Source organism: Paenibacillus lupini (assembly GCF_011761355.1).
Lineage (GTDB): Bacteria > Bacillota > Bacilli > Paenibacillales > Paenibacillaceae > Pristimantibacillus > Pristimantibacillus lupini.
Genome location: NZ_JAASRW010000002.1, coordinates 658,133 through 674,495, shown reverse-complemented (window position 1 = coordinate 674,495; position 16,363 = coordinate 658,133). Strand labels below are relative to the sequence as shown.

14 protein-coding genes are annotated in these 16,363 nt (G+C 47.2%); 5 read left to right on the top strand and 9 right to left on the bottom strand.

All coding sequences use genetic code 11. The annotated features are described in order from the left end of the window. Positions 1-56: 56 nt before the first annotated feature. From ptsP to FHS17_RS08570, 5 genes are all read right to left on the bottom strand, one after another. The gene (gene ptsP, locus FHS17_RS08590) at positions 57-1,805 is read right to left on the bottom strand and encodes a phosphoenolpyruvate--protein phosphotransferase (RefSeq protein WP_167277899.1); all 1,749 of its coding nucleotides are present in this window, start codon (positions 1,803-1,805) and stop codon (positions 57-59) included. Further along, complete coding sequence (locus tag FHS17_RS08585) at positions 1,802-3,688, bottom strand: glucose PTS transporter subunit IIA (protein WP_167277896.1); 1,887 nt, start codon at positions 3,686-3,688, stop codon at positions 1,802-1,804. The genes ptsP and FHS17_RS08585 overlap by 4 nt, the downstream gene beginning before the upstream one ends. 253 nt (positions 3,689-3,941) lie before the next feature. Further along, positions 3,942-4,376, bottom strand: a complete 435-nt coding sequence (locus tag FHS17_RS08580; protein WP_167277893.1) for a CoA-binding protein — start codon at positions 4,374-4,376, stop codon at positions 3,942-3,944. A gap of 30 nt (positions 4,377-4,406) precedes the next feature. Beyond that, on the bottom strand, positions 4,407-5,699 hold the full coding sequence (gene aroA / locus FHS17_RS08575) for a 3-phosphoshikimate 1-carboxyvinyltransferase (RefSeq protein WP_167277891.1): 1,293 nt from the start codon (positions 5,697-5,699) through the stop codon (positions 4,407-4,409). A gap of 47 nt (positions 5,700-5,746) precedes the next feature. Next, on the bottom strand, positions 5,747-6,262 hold the full coding sequence (locus tag FHS17_RS08570) for a shikimate kinase (protein ID WP_167277888.1): 516 nt from the start codon (positions 6,260-6,262) through the stop codon (positions 5,747-5,749). Positions 6,263-6,404: 142 nt separating this feature from the next. Between FHS17_RS08570 and FHS17_RS08565 the strand changes: the two genes are divergently transcribed. Continuing rightward, a complete protein-coding gene (locus tag FHS17_RS08565) occupies positions 6,405-6,701 on the top strand; it encodes a hypothetical protein (protein ID WP_167277886.1) in 297 nt (98 codons plus the stop codon). 10 nt (positions 6,702-6,711) lie between these two features. Here the strand turns inward: FHS17_RS08565 and gndA are convergent, their stop codons facing one another. Together gndA and FHS17_RS08555 are read right to left on the bottom strand one after the other, a co-directional pair. Further along, positions 6,712-8,124, bottom strand: coding sequence for an NADP-dependent phosphogluconate dehydrogenase (gndA, locus tag FHS17_RS08560; RefSeq protein ID WP_167277883.1), 1,413 nt, complete (start codon positions 8,122-8,124; stop codon positions 6,712-6,714). 242 nt (positions 8,125-8,366) lie between these two features. Further along, positions 8,367-8,963 (bottom strand): hypothetical protein, encoded by a 597-nt coding sequence (locus tag FHS17_RS08555; RefSeq protein WP_127493532.1) that lies wholly within the window; start codon positions 8,961-8,963, stop codon positions 8,367-8,369. Positions 8,964-9,216: 253 nt separating this feature from the next. Here FHS17_RS08555 and FHS17_RS08550 point away from each other — a divergent pair, with 253 nt between their 5' ends. Next, positions 9,217-9,864, top strand: coding sequence for a DUF1054 domain-containing protein (locus FHS17_RS08550; protein ID WP_167277880.1), 648 nt, complete (start codon positions 9,217-9,219; stop codon positions 9,862-9,864). A gap of 40 nt (positions 9,865-9,904) precedes the next feature. Here FHS17_RS08550 and FHS17_RS08545 read toward each other — a convergent pair whose 3' ends face one another. Further along, the gene (locus tag FHS17_RS08545) at positions 9,905-12,931 is read right to left on the bottom strand and encodes an efflux RND transporter permease subunit (RefSeq protein WP_167277878.1); all 3,027 of its coding nucleotides are present in this window, start codon (positions 12,929-12,931) and stop codon (positions 9,905-9,907) included. Positions 12,932-13,175: 244 nt separating this feature from the next. On the opposite strand from FHS17_RS08545, the gene FHS17_RS08540 reads away from it, so the two are divergent. The 3 genes from FHS17_RS08540 to FHS17_RS08530 all read left to right on the top strand — a co-directional run bounded on the left by FHS17_RS08540 (position 13,176) and on the right by FHS17_RS08530 (position 15,669). Beyond that, complete coding sequence (locus FHS17_RS08540) at positions 13,176-13,931, top strand: ABC transporter ATP-binding protein (RefSeq protein ID WP_167277876.1); 756 nt, start codon at positions 13,176-13,178, stop codon at positions 13,929-13,931. Then, positions 13,928-14,947, top strand: a complete 1,020-nt coding sequence (locus FHS17_RS08535) for an ABC transporter permease (protein WP_167277874.1) — start codon at positions 13,928-13,930, stop codon at positions 14,945-14,947. The genes FHS17_RS08540 and FHS17_RS08535 overlap by 4 nt, the downstream gene beginning before the upstream one ends. A gap of 62 nt (positions 14,948-15,009) precedes the next feature. Then, positions 15,010-15,669, top strand: a complete 660-nt coding sequence (locus FHS17_RS08530) for a TetR/AcrR family transcriptional regulator (RefSeq protein ID WP_167278204.1) — start codon at positions 15,010-15,012, stop codon at positions 15,667-15,669. A 50-nt stretch (positions 15,670-15,719) separates the two neighbouring features. On the opposite strand, the gene FHS17_RS08525 is transcribed toward FHS17_RS08530, so the two are convergent. Then, on the bottom strand, positions 15,720-16,328 hold the full coding sequence (locus FHS17_RS08525) for a YitT family protein (RefSeq protein ID WP_167278203.1): 609 nt from the start codon (positions 16,326-16,328) through the stop codon (positions 15,720-15,722). Between the last annotated feature and the right edge of the window lie 35 nt (positions 16,329-16,363).

Here is a 16,363-nt window from a genome sequence, read left to right as displayed (position 1 = left end):
CGTAGTATAGGGAAATCTTATACTTTCTTATATTTGAATACAAAAGAAGCCGTCCGCTAAATCGCGGACGCTGCTCCTTTGCCATCAACTGAATCCATAAACTGCTTCAGTTTGTTATGAATATCTGCGCTCGTACGACATTCCATAAGCTGCTCGAGCAAGGAGTGGCTGTCTTCCTGCCTTGTGCAGAGCAGCCGCTCTTTCACTTGCAGAATGGAATGAGAGGACATACTCAGCTCATCTACATCTAGGCTAAGCCAGATCGGAAGTGCGCGCAGGTCGCCCGCAAGCTCACCGCATACGCCAACCTTAATACGATTTCTTTTCGCCGCTTCGACCGTCAGCTTCAGCATACGCAGCACCGCTGGATGGAAAGGCTCATACAAATAGCTGATCTCTTCATTCATTCGGTCCACTGCCAGCGTAAACTGAACAAGGTCGTTAGTACCAATGCTAAAGAAATCAACCTCCTGCGCCAATAAATCAGCCAGTATAACAGCTGCAGGCACTTCGATCATAATGCCTACCTGGATATTCGCATTATAAGGAATCCCTTCCTGCTCCAGCTCCTGCTTCGCTTCAGCAAGCACATTGTTAGCAGCTCTTACTTCCTCCACGGACGAAATCAGCGGATACATGATCTTAACTTGCCCATAGTGACTTGCCCGAAGGATTGCTCTAAGCTGTGTCTTGAACAGATCTTTACGATCGAGTGAAATCCGGATGGCTCTATAACCAAGAAACGGATTATCCTCTTCAGGGATATTAAAATAATCAAGCTGCTTATCGCCGCCGATATCAAGTGTTCGAATAATTAAGGGTTCTCCCGCCAGCTTTTCTGCAACACTTTTATAAACCTCATATTGCTCTTCTTCCTTCGGAAAACGGTTCCGATCCATATACAGAAATTCAGTACGGAACAGTCCAACACCATGAGCCCCGGTGGAGAGTGCTACCTCAAGCTCCTTCAAGGAACTGATATTCGCGGCAAGTCCCAGCACCTTCCCGTCCGGAGTTACGGATTGATGTCCGGCAATGCTGTTCAGCTGCTGTCTTGCTTCAGCCAGGCGTCCTTGAAGCTCCGAATAATGATCGATTAACGCATCTTCGGGCTCAATAAAGAGAAGTCCTTCCGTACCATCAATAATGAGAGATTGACCAGTTTGAATCGGCTCCTCGAGCTTCGCCTCCACCCCAACAACAAGTGGTACACCAAGCGCACGGGCCATTATGGCAGAGTGAGAAGTCGAACTACCAGCAAGCGTTACAATACCAAGCACATTATTCGGGTTAATATGGGCCAACTGGGAAGGAGAGAGCTCTCTTGCAATTAGAATAAAAGGCTGAGTATCGGAAGGCAGTGTAATTTCCGGTGCACCAAGCAAATGCTTGAGCAGACGGTTACCGACATCCTTAATATCAAGGGCACGTTCCTTCATATATTCGTCATCAAGCAGATCAAACATCGTGACGAAATGGTCGATAGCCTCTTTTACCGCAACTTCTGCCGCTTTATACTGGCGCTGGATAATCCCTTGAATCTCATTCATGAAGACTGGATCATCCAATATGGCCAGATGTGCATCAAAAATCTGAGTTTCATCCGAGCCAACAACATCCCTAAGCTCATCCTTGATTTGCTCAATCTCATGCTTGGATGTGCGAATTCCTTCATAGACTCGTTCAAATTCCCGGGCAAAATCAGCTACATCGACACGCTGCTCAGGAAATTCCCACTCCCAATTCGGAAGTACAAACGACTTCCCGATCGCAATGCCTGCCGAAGCTCCTATTCCTTGTATCATGGTCGTTCCCCTCCACCATTTCTCTCTTTAAGTACAACTGACAAGACAGAAGACTGTCCTTTCTTCACCGCTTTGAATGGCGCAAAACGCCAAGAATGGACGAGATCCGAATTCGTGATGACCATTGGCGTTGCAAGCGATTTGCTCTCCTTTCGAACTCTTTGCAGGTCGAATCGAACGAGCATATCTCCTGGATTAACCTCCTGGCCTTCCTGTACAACTGCTTTGAAATACGATTTCCCGGTCAGCTTGGACGTGTCTATTCCGATATGGAGCAATACTTCAAGCCCCTCCAACGTTCGTATGCCTACAGCATGCATCGTTGGATACACAATAATGACGGTACCTTTAACCGGTGATACCAGCTCGCCTTTATCTGGAATAAAGGCCACGCCTTGTCCGACCAGCTTGCCCGCAAATATGGGATCAGGTACATCTTCCAGCGGAATCATTCGGCCTTGTACCGGGGAACTAAAGAGCACCTGTTCTTGATCCCGTTCAATAGCCTTCAGCATCTCAGCTCGTATCAGCTCCGAATACGTACCGAATACCACTTGGACGTTGCCGCCGCCTAGCCGCAGCACACCTGCTGCCCCTAAATTGCGGAGCGAGTTATTATCAAGCAGCTTTTCATTGGCTACTTTGAGGCGAAGCCTTGTAATGCAGGACTCCATTTGCACAATGTTGTCTTTCCCGCCAATCGCCTGAAGGATAAGAGGAGCACGATATGGAATGTCACCTGCCCATTCATCAAGTTGCGAGCCCTCCTCACGTCCCGGCGTCGGAATACGGAACCGGTTAATCGCCCACCGGAACAGTACGTAATAAATAATCCCAACAACAATACCGATTGGAATAAGCAGCCAGCCTTTTGTTGCCAAATGCTCATTAATAATATAGTCAATGACGCCACCTGAGAACGAGAAGCCATGCCGGATGCCAAGCTCATACGTGACCCACATAATGATGCCGGATAACAAAGCATGCACGACAAACAGGTAAGGCGCAACGAATAGAAAAGCAAATTCAACCGGTTCCGTGACACCTGTCAAAAATGAAGCCAGTGCAGCATACATAAACGTTTTCCGGATTTTCGGCTTCAAATCTTCCCTTGCTTCATGAATGATCGCCAAGGCAATGGCCGGTAAGGCAAACATGACGATTGGATACATCCCGGCCATAAAGGCACCTGCGGTTGGATCACCTGCGAAAAATCTCGGCAGATCACCATAAACCATTGCACCGTTTGCCGTCTCATATCCGCCGACCTGGAACCAGAACACGTGGCTGAGCAAATGATGCAGACCAAAAACAACAAGTATCCGATATAAAAAACCGAACAAGAAAACGCCAAAACCACCGCCGGAAGCGACCACATCACCTAAGCATTCCAGCATGCGCTGGATTAACGGTGCTACCCCAATCATCGCCATCGAGAGTACTACGGTAACGAAGCTGACGAACAGAGGAACAAACCTCGGCCCTCCGAAAAACTGTATGTATTCAGGCAGACGTAAATTCTTAAACCGCTCATAGCTGAACCCGGAGATGATGCCGATAATTGAGCCTACAAACACCGTTGGTTCAATCTGTGCTTCCGCTGCACCCGTAACACCAACATATATGACCATGCCCGCTAAGGCAGCCATACCTGCTGCAATGGCATTACTCGTAAGTCCCAACGATACGCCAACAGCAAAAATATAAGGCAGAAACATAAAGATCGCATTTCCTGCCGCTTTCAAATAGTCTGCAGCATCGGGTAATCCAAGAAGATCCCATGGCAGCTGACTAAGAAATAAAAAGATTGCCGCAGCTGGAAGTACGATCATCGGCAGCATAACTGCACGTCCAAGCTGCTGAAACCTTCCTAGAAAATTCACCTTTTCACCTCCTAAAAAGAATTGCGAAGCAATTCTTACTTCGTAAGCATCCATCCAATTGCGTTCTTGCGATAATTCTTAACTTCGTAAGCTTCTACCTAAAAAGAATTGCAAAGCAATTCTTACTTCGTAAGCATGCACTATTGTCTTATCCAAATCTCTATATCGATGGTACGGTGTCTACGCTTTTTTGTCAAAGTAAAAGACGGGCCTGATGGCCCGCCAATGTAAAAAGTATAACGTTGAGGTGCGTCTAGATTGAAGCCTTCCCATGCGGCAGTAAGATGGAATCCTCAACCTTAATACAGCGATCCATGATGACCTGAAGCCCGCCATCAAATGCAATCTTAGCTGCATCATCATTAGCGATCCCAAGCTGCAGCCAAAGCGTCTTCGCTCCAATCGCAACAGCTTCCTCCGCAATAGGTGGAGTATGCTCTGGTCGACGGAATACGTTGACGATATCGACGGGTTCTGGAATATCCTTAAGCGTTGCGTAGCATTTCTCACCCAGAATCGTTTCGGCAGCGGGATTAACCGGAATAATCCGATAACCCTTCTTCTGCATCGCTTCAGATACCATATAAGACACACGGTCAGGCTTATCGGATAAACCAACAACAGCGATATTCGTGCTCGCCTGCAGAATTTCTTTTATTTCATCGCGGGTCGGATTTTGAAATGCCATTATCAACGCCTCGCTTTCATCTGTTTACTCTTATTCTACCCACTCTACGTTCGCACCTAACGCTTTCAGGTGATCGAAATAAATCGGATATGACTTAGCAACATGATGCGCATCGCGGATCCGGATCGGATTCTTCGCACGAAGACCCACGACAGTAAGTGCCATAATCACACGATGATCATAATGGGCATTAATTTCAACGCCGCCTTCTACACCTTCCGGACGGCCATGAACGATAATTTCTGCTTGGCGTTCTTCTACATTCGCTCCAGCTTTACGCAGCTCGTTCAAATAATCCGTAATACGGTCGCACTCTTTGTAGCGCAGGTTCTCTACATCATAGAAACGCGAAGTCCCTTCAGCAAAGACTGCCGCAGCAACCATAGCAAGAACCGCATCCGTAGCTTTATCGCCGTCGAATTCAACAGCCTTCAGCTTGCCATTGCCCTTTACATGAACAATTCCGTTCTCATGAGTCATTGGAACTTCCATCATACGGAGGACGTCAACAACAGCGCGCTCGCCTTGTTTACTATTCTCCTCCAGACGATGAACAATAACGTCCGAATTCGTAACCGCTGCTGCTGCAAGAATAGCTGCCGAACCTGGGTAGTCCCCTTGCACGACATATTTCTTCGCTTCATACTTTTGTCCGCCTGGAATACGGTAGTTCATCAGATCCTCGCTTGCATGAATCACGATACCTGCCTGCTCCAGCACTTCCAGTGTTTGTCCAACAACAACCTTGGATTTCAGATCATGCAGCACTTCGATCTCGCTGTCTTCTTCAAGCAGCGGCGTCAAGAACAACAAGGCGCTCAGGAACTGCGAGCTGACATTGCCGGATACTTGAATTTTTCCGCCTTTTGGTGCTCCGCCTTGAATACGGATCGGCAGCTTACCCTCGTTATGTTCAACCTTCACACCTATTTGGCCAAGTGCGTCGATCAGATCGTTATGTGGACGTTTGCCAAGTGAATCTGGGTAACGGTTAATGAAGGTTACATCCGGGCAAAGCGTAGCAATCGCCATAAGGAACCTAAGGACGGCACCAGCATTGCCTACATCCAGCTGCTCAACTGCCTTTGGATTTTTGCCAAAGCCAGTAATGACGATTTTCTCTTCATCTTCTTCTACGATTGCACCCAGATCACGGATACAACGGCGCATTGCGTCGCTGTCTTCACTGTGAGCTGGATAATAAATCGTGCTTGTACCTTCCGCAAGCGCAGCGACCAGTAAGTAGCGAGTCGTATAATTTTTAGAGGAAAGTGCTTGAATTTCCCCTTTAAGTATTGGAGTAGGTGTAACGATAACATCCATTGTGCTGCAGTTCTCCTTTTATTTAAAGTAGTTGAACGTTGCTCCTGCTATTCCTCTTGCAGAGCTTGAAGAATGACCTCTGCTGCTTCCTGCGGCGTTAATGATGTTGTATCCAATTGGAGGTGAGCAAAATCATAAGCATGCTTGCGCTGCTCCATAATGCGGTGAACGTTGGCAGCTACATCACCCTGTAGTAATGGACGAGTAGTGTCAGACTTCACTCTATTAATGATATGCTCCGCATCTGCCGTAAGCGCAACCACGAATCCATGCTTCAGCATAGCTTCCCGGTTATGTTCCCGCAGAACTGCTCCGCCGCCAGTTGCGATAATAGAGCGTGCATCGACCTCTAACAGCGAATCCAGCACTTTGCTTTCGATATCGCGGAAGCCTGCCTCACCATAGGTTTCGAACAGCTTCGAGATTGTCCCTTCGGTTTGCTCGATGACCTCATCCGAATCGTAACGCGAACATCCGAGCTGCTCTGCAAGCAGTCGGCTGACGGTTGATTTGCCCGTTCCCATAAAGCCTACTAATACAATTTTTCTTGTGCGTAGATCCACTGCAAGAACTCCCCTATTAGTCTGTTCCGATATTATTTACCACAACATCATATCATTTTTTATCCGGAATAGGGTATAAAAAAGTTGCATATGCCGTATGGATGATAATGATGCATATATCATGAATAGGAGTGAAGATGGCATGACCAGTGATTCGAATTTGCCCGCTTCCCACCCAAGCAATGTCCGAATGGATCGTATTTTAAGCCCCGATCACCCGTTATGCCGTGAAGATGTCGTATGGATGCTTGAATATATTAAAAAAAAGGTGGCTGACGAGGACCCTGCTCTCAGGGACCTTTCGCAGCCACGCTTATTGAAAAACTTTCATTATTTCGCCGAAGCGTCAATGCTGCTCATTCGCCGCAAGCATTACTCCGAACAGGAGGCAACACGTTTGCGCCAATGTCTCATTGAAGCGTCTTACGGGCTAAAATAATCAATTCGGATTAGGAGTTCATCCAGTTGTGGTGGAACGAACCTTCTTTGTCCAAACGTTTGAACGTATGAGCACCGAAGTAGTCACGTTGCGCTTGCAGCAGGTTAGCTGGCAGACGCTCTGTACGGTAGCTGTCGAAGTACGACAGTGCGCTTGAGAAAGCAGGTACTGGTACGCCGTTAGTAACAGCTGCGCCAACCACTTCACGCCATGCGCCTTGGTACGACTCAACGATACCTTGGAAGTAAGGATCGAGGAGCAGGTTGCGCAGGTTAGCATCACGATCGTAAGCATCTTTGATGTTTTGCAGGAAGCGTGCACGGATTATGCAGCCGCCGCGGAAGATCATCGCGATGTCGCCGTAACGAAGGTTCCAATCATATTCTTCAGATGCTGCACGCATTTGAGCGAAGCCTTGTGCGTACGAGCAGATTTTACTTGCGAACAGCGCTTTGCGTACGGATTCGATGAATGCCGCTTTGTCGCCTTGGAATGCTTTTTTCTCAGGACCGTTCAATACTTTGCTTGCAGCTACGCGCTCTTCCTTCATAGCGGACAGGAAGCGAGTAAATACGGATTCCGTAATGATCGACAATGGCACGCCAAGGTCCAGGGAGCTTTGGCTTGTCCATTTGCCTGTGCCTTTTTGACCAGCAGAGTCAAGGATAACGTCAACCATAGGTTTACCTGTCTCAGGGTCATATTTGGAGAAGATGTCAGCTGTGATCTCGATCAGGTAGCTGTCCAGTTCGCCTTTGTTCCACTCGGTGAAGATGCTGTGAAGCTCTTCAGCGCTCAGATCAAGCGTGTTTTTCAGCAGGTCATATGCTTCGCAGATGAGCTGCATGTCGCCGTACTCGATACCGTTATGCACCATTTTTACATAGTGGCCGGCACCGTCTGGACCGATATATGTGCAGCAAGCGTCGTCGCCGACTTTTGCCGAGATAGCAGTAAGGATTGGTTCAACCAGTTTGTACGCGGATTCTTGGCCGCCTGGCATAATGGAAGGACCTTTCAGTGCGCCTTCTTCACCGCCGGATACACCAGTACCGATGAAGCGGATGCCTTGCTCTTCAAGAGCTTTGCTGCGGCGAACCGTGTCAGGGAAATAAGCGTTGCCGCCGTCGATGATGATGTCGCCTTTGTCCAGGTGAGGAACAAGAGCGTCAATTGTAGCATCAGTACCAGCGCCAGCTTGTACCATGATCAGAATTTTGCGAGGAGATTCGAGCGATTGCACGAACTCTTCAACTGTGTAAGCAGGAACAAGGTTCTTGCCTTCGGATTCTTTGATCAATTCATCTGTTTTTTCACGGGAACGGTTATATACCGAAACTGTGAAGCCTCTACTCTCAATGTTAAGCGCGAGGTTTTTGCCCATAACTGCGAGGCCGATAACGCCGATTTGCTGTTTTGCCATTTGGTTTCTTCCATCCTTTTTTTTATAGTATGGTGGTCTTCAATAGTTTTATATTACTCTTTTTGCAAAGAGATGAAAACCATTTGTGCGGAATTTGTCGCCAAACACCCATTAGATTTCCTGACCGCATTAGAAAGTTTACCTTATATTACGAAGAAATGCTAACCAGAAAATGAAAAAAACCGGCCAAATGATTCATTAAGAACCATTCAGCCGATTTATCAAATCATTCATTATTAGCCTTATAATTCAAGCTGCAGCATCTCCGAACGGAGCAGCACAAGTTTTTCCTTCGATTCAGCAACGGCCTCTTCATTGTTCTCTTGCAGAGCGTCAAAGAGTACCGTCAGCTCATAATCCAATTCATAACGTAATACCGCTGCGCGTTCCTCCGCCCGTTTGGATTGAAAAGCTTTGATCATTTCCTCTATAGTTACGAATGGCTTCTTTTGATAAATAATCCGATGTTCCATACCGGACACCTCCACAAGTCGTATTATTTCACCAAACATAATGTTCTCAATGACGATCTGACGATCTTTGATCCGCTTGACAATCGCATGTCCACGTGTGTCATTAATAAGCTTTTCAAGCAACTCCGACAGTTTCTCGTCCTTAATGGTGTAATCCCCGACGATCTTGTAACGGTTCTTCATCCGCTGAAACCTTAACTTCACGAGCTTACGACCAGTTCGAATTGAAATGAGGAACTGCCCCTCCGTTTCGCTCCAATACAAGGAGTACCCTTCCTGAATGAGATCACGGATGAGGTTTTGGATTTGCCGGCGATCAAATCGCAGCTCCAAATTACAATATTCGACTTCGTAGCTCTTATTCACGGCAATCCCTCCCTTTTTAGCATTTGACGAAATAGTCTGACAATTTGTTCTTACCTCTATCTTATACTCCATCTTATGTTCTGGCAACTTGGATTATTGACTAATTTTCGCTTAAAGGCCGTCTAATTTAAAAAAAGGGCGGTCAAGCCGCCCGCAAGAGGGGACATGCCCCCTATCGAAGCTGTACCACTGCCTTGGATGTGCTATAATGAACCATTATTATTTGTTTCAATTGTGAGGAGAGAGAACATAGATGACGACTACAACGACGCCAGCAGCCTTTACAGGCTTTGAACAAAAAGACTTTGATACTTTCCTGATCGATGGCCTGGAGCAGCGAATGTCGGCTATTGAGGAACGGATCCGGCCGAAATTCCGCTATCTCGGCGAAAAGCTTGCCGGCGATATTGCCGTGCAGGCAAGTGACGAGATGTTCCTGCATATTGCCAAACATGCGCGCCGTACGGTAAACCCGCCAAAGGATACTTGGTTTGCAATCTGCAACAACAAACGCGGCTACAAAGCACACCCACATTTCCAGCTTGGCTTGTTCGACGATCACCTATTCTTATGGTTCGCCCTTATTTATGAGGCGCCTAATAAATCCCACATTGCATCCATTTACTTAGAACATCTGGACGAGGTCATTGCGGCTGTCCCATCCGATTATGTCCTTTCCCTTGACCATATGAAGAAAGAATCCAAGTCTGTCAGCGAAATGTCCGATCAGGACTGGACTAACGCGCTTACCCGCCTGCGTGATGTGCAGAAAGCCGAATTACTTATCGGCCGCCACATTCCGACCGGTGACCCGCTCCTGCAGGATGGAGATGCCTTGTATAAGTTTGCCCAGCAAACCTATGAAACGTTAATGCCGTTGTATCGCTTGGCATCCCAATAAGCAAAATCCGCTTCCCATGTGGGAATCGGATTTTTTCTTTTTATTGCACTTGCACAGCTGTTACACCTTGCGCAGATTGAGCGCCCGCACGGCGCTGCTTGCGCGAAGTACGGAAGAACATCAACTCATACATACATGGTACAACGATCAGGGTAAGCAGCGTTGCAGCCGCGAGACCACCGATAACAACAATTGCAAGGCTTTGTGATACGATACTGCCCGATTCGCTTGAACCAAAGACGAGTGGAAGCATTGCGCAAATGGTTGCGACAGCCGTCATTACGATTGGGCGCATCCGTGTTGTGGCTGCTTCGACTAAGGCATCGCGGATCGTCATCGTCTCTTCATTTTGCTTCACTCGGTCAATTAACACAATTGCATTCGTGACAACAATACCGATTAGCATGAGAGCGCCAAACATTGCAGTAAAGTCTGGTGTTACCCCGGAGATCAGGAGTCCAATTACAGCTCCAATCGCAGCCAGGGGCAGCGAGAAGAGGATCGCAAGTGGTGCACGAAGCGTCTTGAAGGTAAGCACCATGATCAAGTAAACAAGACCGATAGAGATTAGCGCTGTCATGCCGATGTCTGCAAAGTCACTTGATTGATCTGCAGATGCACCGCCAACCTTAAGCGTTACACCTTCTGGAAGCTCCAGCTTATCTGCCGCTTTCTGAATTTCCTTGCCTACAACAGACAGCTGGCTAGGTTCAGCATCGGCTGTAACCCGAACATACATTTTACCTTCTTTGTGATAGTACAAGCTTGGTTCTTCTGATTTCACAAGCTTAGCTACATTCGTAATCGGAACAATACCGGAAGCTGTAGCAATTGTTAACTTGTTAAGCTCCTCTTCCGTGTCCGGATTAATGACTGGCTGCATAACGACGGACGTTTCGCGGCCTTCTACTTGAATACTGCCAAGCGGCACAGGATTCAGCATACTTTGCAGCTGCATAGCAACTTCTTGGCCTTTCGCCTGCTCCGGATTAACCTGGAAGGTATAGACCGGTTTCTTCTCTTCCTGATTGCTTTGTACTTTCAGAACGTCCTTGATTGGTTTAATATTAGCGATCAGCTGATCCGCAGCTTGTGTAAGCTTCTCTGGATCATCGCCTGTAACATCGATAAAGATTTGTGATGAACCGCCGCCCATCATAAGGTCAGCTGCATTAATGATAAGCTCTGCATCACCGAAATTACTTTTTTGCGTTTTCACTTCATCCATAAATTTCTCGGCATCAACGCCGTCTTTCAAATCAATCGTGTAAGTAACGAGTGTTGGAGAAGAAACAGCACCGTACTTGGCGTTATCCGCGCTGTTGCCTAGCTGCATGATAACCCATTCAACACTTTTGTTATCCTTCAGGAAGGTTTCCAGCTTTGTACCGCCCTGCTCTACTTGATCAGACGGAGTATCACTTGGGTATTGCAAGGATACATTGACATTCTCAGCACTGGAGGAATCAAGCGCACCTTTAGGCATCATCACATAAGCACTGATTGATCCTACAAACAATAGAAGAGCAACAACTAACGTAATCCATTTATGCTGCAAATTCCAACGAATGAACGAAGCAAATTTGCTCGAGCCTTTATGCGGTTTTTCTTTGGTACCGCGAAGCAAGAACGCGCTAAGCAGCGGCACAACTGTCAAAGCAACAAGCAGCGAAGCAAGCAGCGAGTATGCCACAGTCAGTGCGAATGGCAGGAGGAAAGCTTGCAGCGAGCCGCGCAGCAGACCCATCGGCAGGAATACGGCCACAGTAACAAGAGTGGATGATGTAATCGCCGTTGCTACTTCTTTAGTCGCATCAATAATAACGGTTTTGGAGAATGGCTCTTTCTGCAGTCTTCGGTAGACATTCTCGATTACGACTATACTGTCATCGACCAGTCGGCCGACTGCTACTGCAACACCGCCAAGTGTAATGATATTAAGCGTAACCCCTGACAGGTCCAGCAAATACAACGTAATACCTAACGATAACGGGATCGATACAATCGTAACCAGCGTCGCTCTCCAATTACGCATGAAGATCAGAATGATAATGGTAGCGAACAACGCGCCGAGCAGAACTTCACGCAGCATGCTGTCAACCGAATGTACGACCGTATCAGACGTACTCATCAGTACCGAGATCTCAGCACCAGCTACATCCTTACTTAACCGCTCTACCGTCTTCTCGATATTTTTACCTGCCGTAACGGCATTCGCATTAGCTGTCTTTGAAATTGTAAACATAATGGCATCTTTACCGTTCATTCGGCCGATGCTTTCTTGTTCCTTCGCTTGCTCAACAGCAGCTACATCTTCAAGCTTAACCCCTGGCGCGATAGGCAATTTGCGCAAAGTATCTATACTCGTTACTTGATCATAGACATTGATGTTGCCGGATGCGCCGTCAATGGCACGTTCACCAATGGATGAGGACACTCCTCTTCCTTGCAGGACACTAAGAAGGGTTTGAACAGGAATACCCTTCTCTTCGAGCTTATCCGTAAGCGGAGTCACATGCACAGCCGGTGTAGATTTACCGCTGACGCTAATTTCACCTGCACCTTCCGCTTTTTGCAGTTCAGTTGTAATCTCCTTAAGCTTCGCGTCTTTCTCTTGCTCACTCAGTCCATCCTCGAATGTGAGGGTAATCCAGGAGATCGGAATCATCGATGTATTGTATTGGATAACGAAAGGCTTCATAACGCCTTGTGGCAGCTGGATCTGATCAACAGTCCTCTCTACTTCCGCCTTCGCTTCCTTCATGTTTGTATTCGAATCAAAATTCAAATTTACTTGTGCATAACCATTACCCGAAGTCGAGAACATATCGGTCTTGCCCTTCGTGAACCCTACTGCTTCTTCCAGCGGGTTGGTTACTAGCTGTTCCATCGACTTGGCGTCCATGCCAGGTCCAATTACCGTCACCATGACCTGCGGATTATCAGCTTCCGGCAGGAACTCCATTGGCAGCTTCAAATAGCTGACAACTCCCATCACCAAAGCCATCACGACGATCAGGATGACGGCCGCCCTGTTGCGGAACGACCATTCGGTTAACTTATTCATTACAACTACTCCTTCTCCCTATTCGGAATTCTCTTTTGTGTATTTGACAGTTCTAAGCATACCTGCATTGAAAATAATGTAAAAACGTCTGGAGACGGTACTTTACTCTCGCCCCTGGTCGGAGGGCCTCTACGACTTAAGTCCAGTATCTTTTGTGAGTAAGTACTCACTTTACAACTTCGAATAGCATATCTATACTAAAAAGTGAGTATTCACTCATTATGAATAACAAGGGGTGTGAACCATGACAAAGGCTACCGAAACATCTGCAGATTCTGCTATTATCGCTCAACACATTGTAAGACGATTTGGCGATCGGACGGTTCTTGACGATATTTCGCTCACGGTACCACGGGGGGAGTTATTCGGACTGCTCGGACCATCTGGATCGGGTAAAACAACCCTTATTAAACTTATAACCGGCATTGACCGGGCAGATGCCGGCAACATTCAATTATTCGGTGAACCTATGCCACAGCTGAAAATGCTGCAAACCTTTGGTTATATGGCGCAATCCGACGCCTTATATCAGGAGTTAACCGGCAAGGAAAACATGGCATTCTACGGCTCTCTCTATGGACTTAAGGGAAAAGTTCTTGCTGACCGCATGCAATCTGCCGCATCACTGGTCAATCTGACCGACCATCTGGATAAACAGACGAGCGCTTATTCCGGTGGGATGAAACGCAGACTGTCACTGGCCATTGCCCTGCTGCATGAGCCGCAGCTGCTCGTTCTGGATGAACCAACCGTAGGTATTGATCCCGTGCTTCGGAAAACGATCTGGAACGAGCTGAGGACTCTGACGGAAAAAGGAGTTACGATTATCGTGACAACCCACGTCATGGACGAAGCGGAGAAATGTGATCGGCTTGGCCTCATTCGGGACGGAAAGCTGATCGCCGTTGACACTCCTGTAGCGATCATGGTGCAGGCTGGCGTCCATACGATTGAAGAAGCCTTTATCTCGCTTGGCAGCGAAAGGAGTGAGCATTCATGAGAATACGTGCTCTAGTTGTTCGAATTACACGCCAGTTTCTACGCGACAAGCGGACGCTTGCCTTATTATTCCTTGCTCCACTGCTCATTTTGAGTCTGACAAAGCTTGTCTTTGACGGTAATACCGTCTCTCCGGAAATCGGCCTGGTCGGTCCTACTGCCGCTCTTTCCGAGAAGCTGGAGGAGCAGCAAGCAAGCATTACACTCTTTGACTCCTTTGATGCAGCAGATAAAGCTCTTCATGATGGCGATCTGGACGCTATTATTCAGATCGTAGACGGCAAGCCTGATATTACACTAGAAGGAAGCGATCCTTCGGTCAGCCGCAGTACTCAGCTAGTTCTACAGAAAGCTCTGCAAAGCGGCGCACAAGACCTCGCTCCAACCGTTCATTATTTGTACGGTGGACCAGATATGGCCTCCTTTGACTCCTTTGGTCCTGTATTGATCGGCTTCTTCTCCTTCTTCTTCGTGTTCCTGCTTGCAGGTGTTTCCTTCCTGCGAGAACGTACGAGCGGCACGTTGGAAAGGCTGCTGGCTACTCCCATTCGGCGATCTGAGATCGTCCTTGGATACCTAGCCGGCTTTGGTATCTTCACCTTGATCCAAGCTTCCTTAATTGCCTGGTATTCCGTACAGGTGCTGGGCATGTCAATGTCCGGAAATATCGTGAATATGCTGCTCATTAATCTATTACTATCGCTGACGGCATTGACCCTAGGCACTTTGCTCTCTTCGTTTGCAAGCAGCGAATTCCAAATCATTCAATTCATTCCGATCATTATCGTACCTCAGGCCTTCTTCTCCGGATTATTTAATCTGGATGCGATGAATCCGGTTCTGCAAAAACTCAGTTACATCATGCCGCTCTATTATGGAGCAGATGCGATGCGCGGCATCATGATCAGAGGAGAAGGCATTGGCGATATCCAGCTCGATATTTATGTACTGGCAGGCTTATCTATAATCTTCGCGCTCCTGAACGTCGTTGCGCTGAAGAAGCATCGCCGCATGTAGGCTGGTTTTAAGTTCTGCTATAATAGAAGGAATGGACAGGAATGAATAAAGGGAGTGTCAGCATGAGCGAGCCGATTGAAGAATGGCTGGAAGAGCTGGGCAAGCTCGGGGATGAGAAGACGATGACAGAGAAGCAGCTTAGGATCGTTAGAGCAGCTTCCGAGATTTTCGCAGAGAAAGGTTATGCCGCGTCTTCCACCAATGAGATTGCACAACGCGCTGGAGTAGCGGAAGGAACGATATTCCGTCATTACAAAACAAAAAAAGATCTGCTTGTATCCATCGTAGCACCTGTAATGGCAAAGCTTGTCGCACCTTTTGTTATGCGGGAATTTTATAAAGTACTGGATAGCAAATACGACAGCTATGACCAGATGCTTCGTGCGATTCTCGAGAATAGGCTAGCATTCCTGGAGAAGCACATGCACGTGCTTAAGATCTTTATTCAGGAAATTCCGTTTCACCCTGAATTGCAGGAGCAATTCGAGAAACTTGTTCTTGCTAAGGTATTTGAGAAAATCACCCCTAACATCCGTCGGTTCCAGGAGGACGGTACATTAGTGGACTGGTCACCATATACCATCATTCGCTTGACTGTCTCTTCCTTAATTGGCTACGCCGCTATACGTACTTTATACGGAAAACGTGACTTAAGCAGTTGGAATGACGAACAGGAACGGGAAGCGACGATAGCCTTTATTATGAAGGGCTTGGCTCCTTAAGTACCGGAAACCAGAAAACAAGACAAAGCCGAAGGCGTGTGCCTCCGGCTTTATTCCTGTCTAAAGTGATGGTTATGCGGCAGGTTCCAGGTACATAAGCTGGTTGCTACTCCCCCCGCCGCCACTGTAATTAAGGATAGTAAGAACGTATTTTCAGGCAGCAAAAAAGCTCCTGTACCGATAATCAGAAAATCCGTCAGAAAAATAATCACGCCTACATTAAGAGGAATGTAACGGGAAAGGTAATGCGCAAGCAAATCCGTCCCGCCTGTTGTGCTGCCGTTGCGAAGCATAATGCCGATGCCTGTCCCAATGCAAAACCCGCCAATCACAGCGCGAGTAAATGGGGTCCATTCAATATAATAGAGAAAATAAAATCGATACGGGCTTAGCAGGTCGATGACATAACTGGACAACAGCAAGCCGTTAATACTCTGGTAGATCATACTTCGGCTTTGAAACCACGCCAGAGCGAAGATTGGAATGCTGCAAATTAGCATCGTTAACCCAACTTGAACATGAAATAGATAATTTACGATAAGGGCAATTCCAATGAGGCCCCCATCCAATATCATTAATGGCATTAGAAAAAAATTGATTCCGGCCGAAATAAGCAGACTTCCCAAAATAATTGCTGCCCATTTGCGCCAAGACAACATTCCCATACTTCCATTCACCTCTTTTTACCCTACCT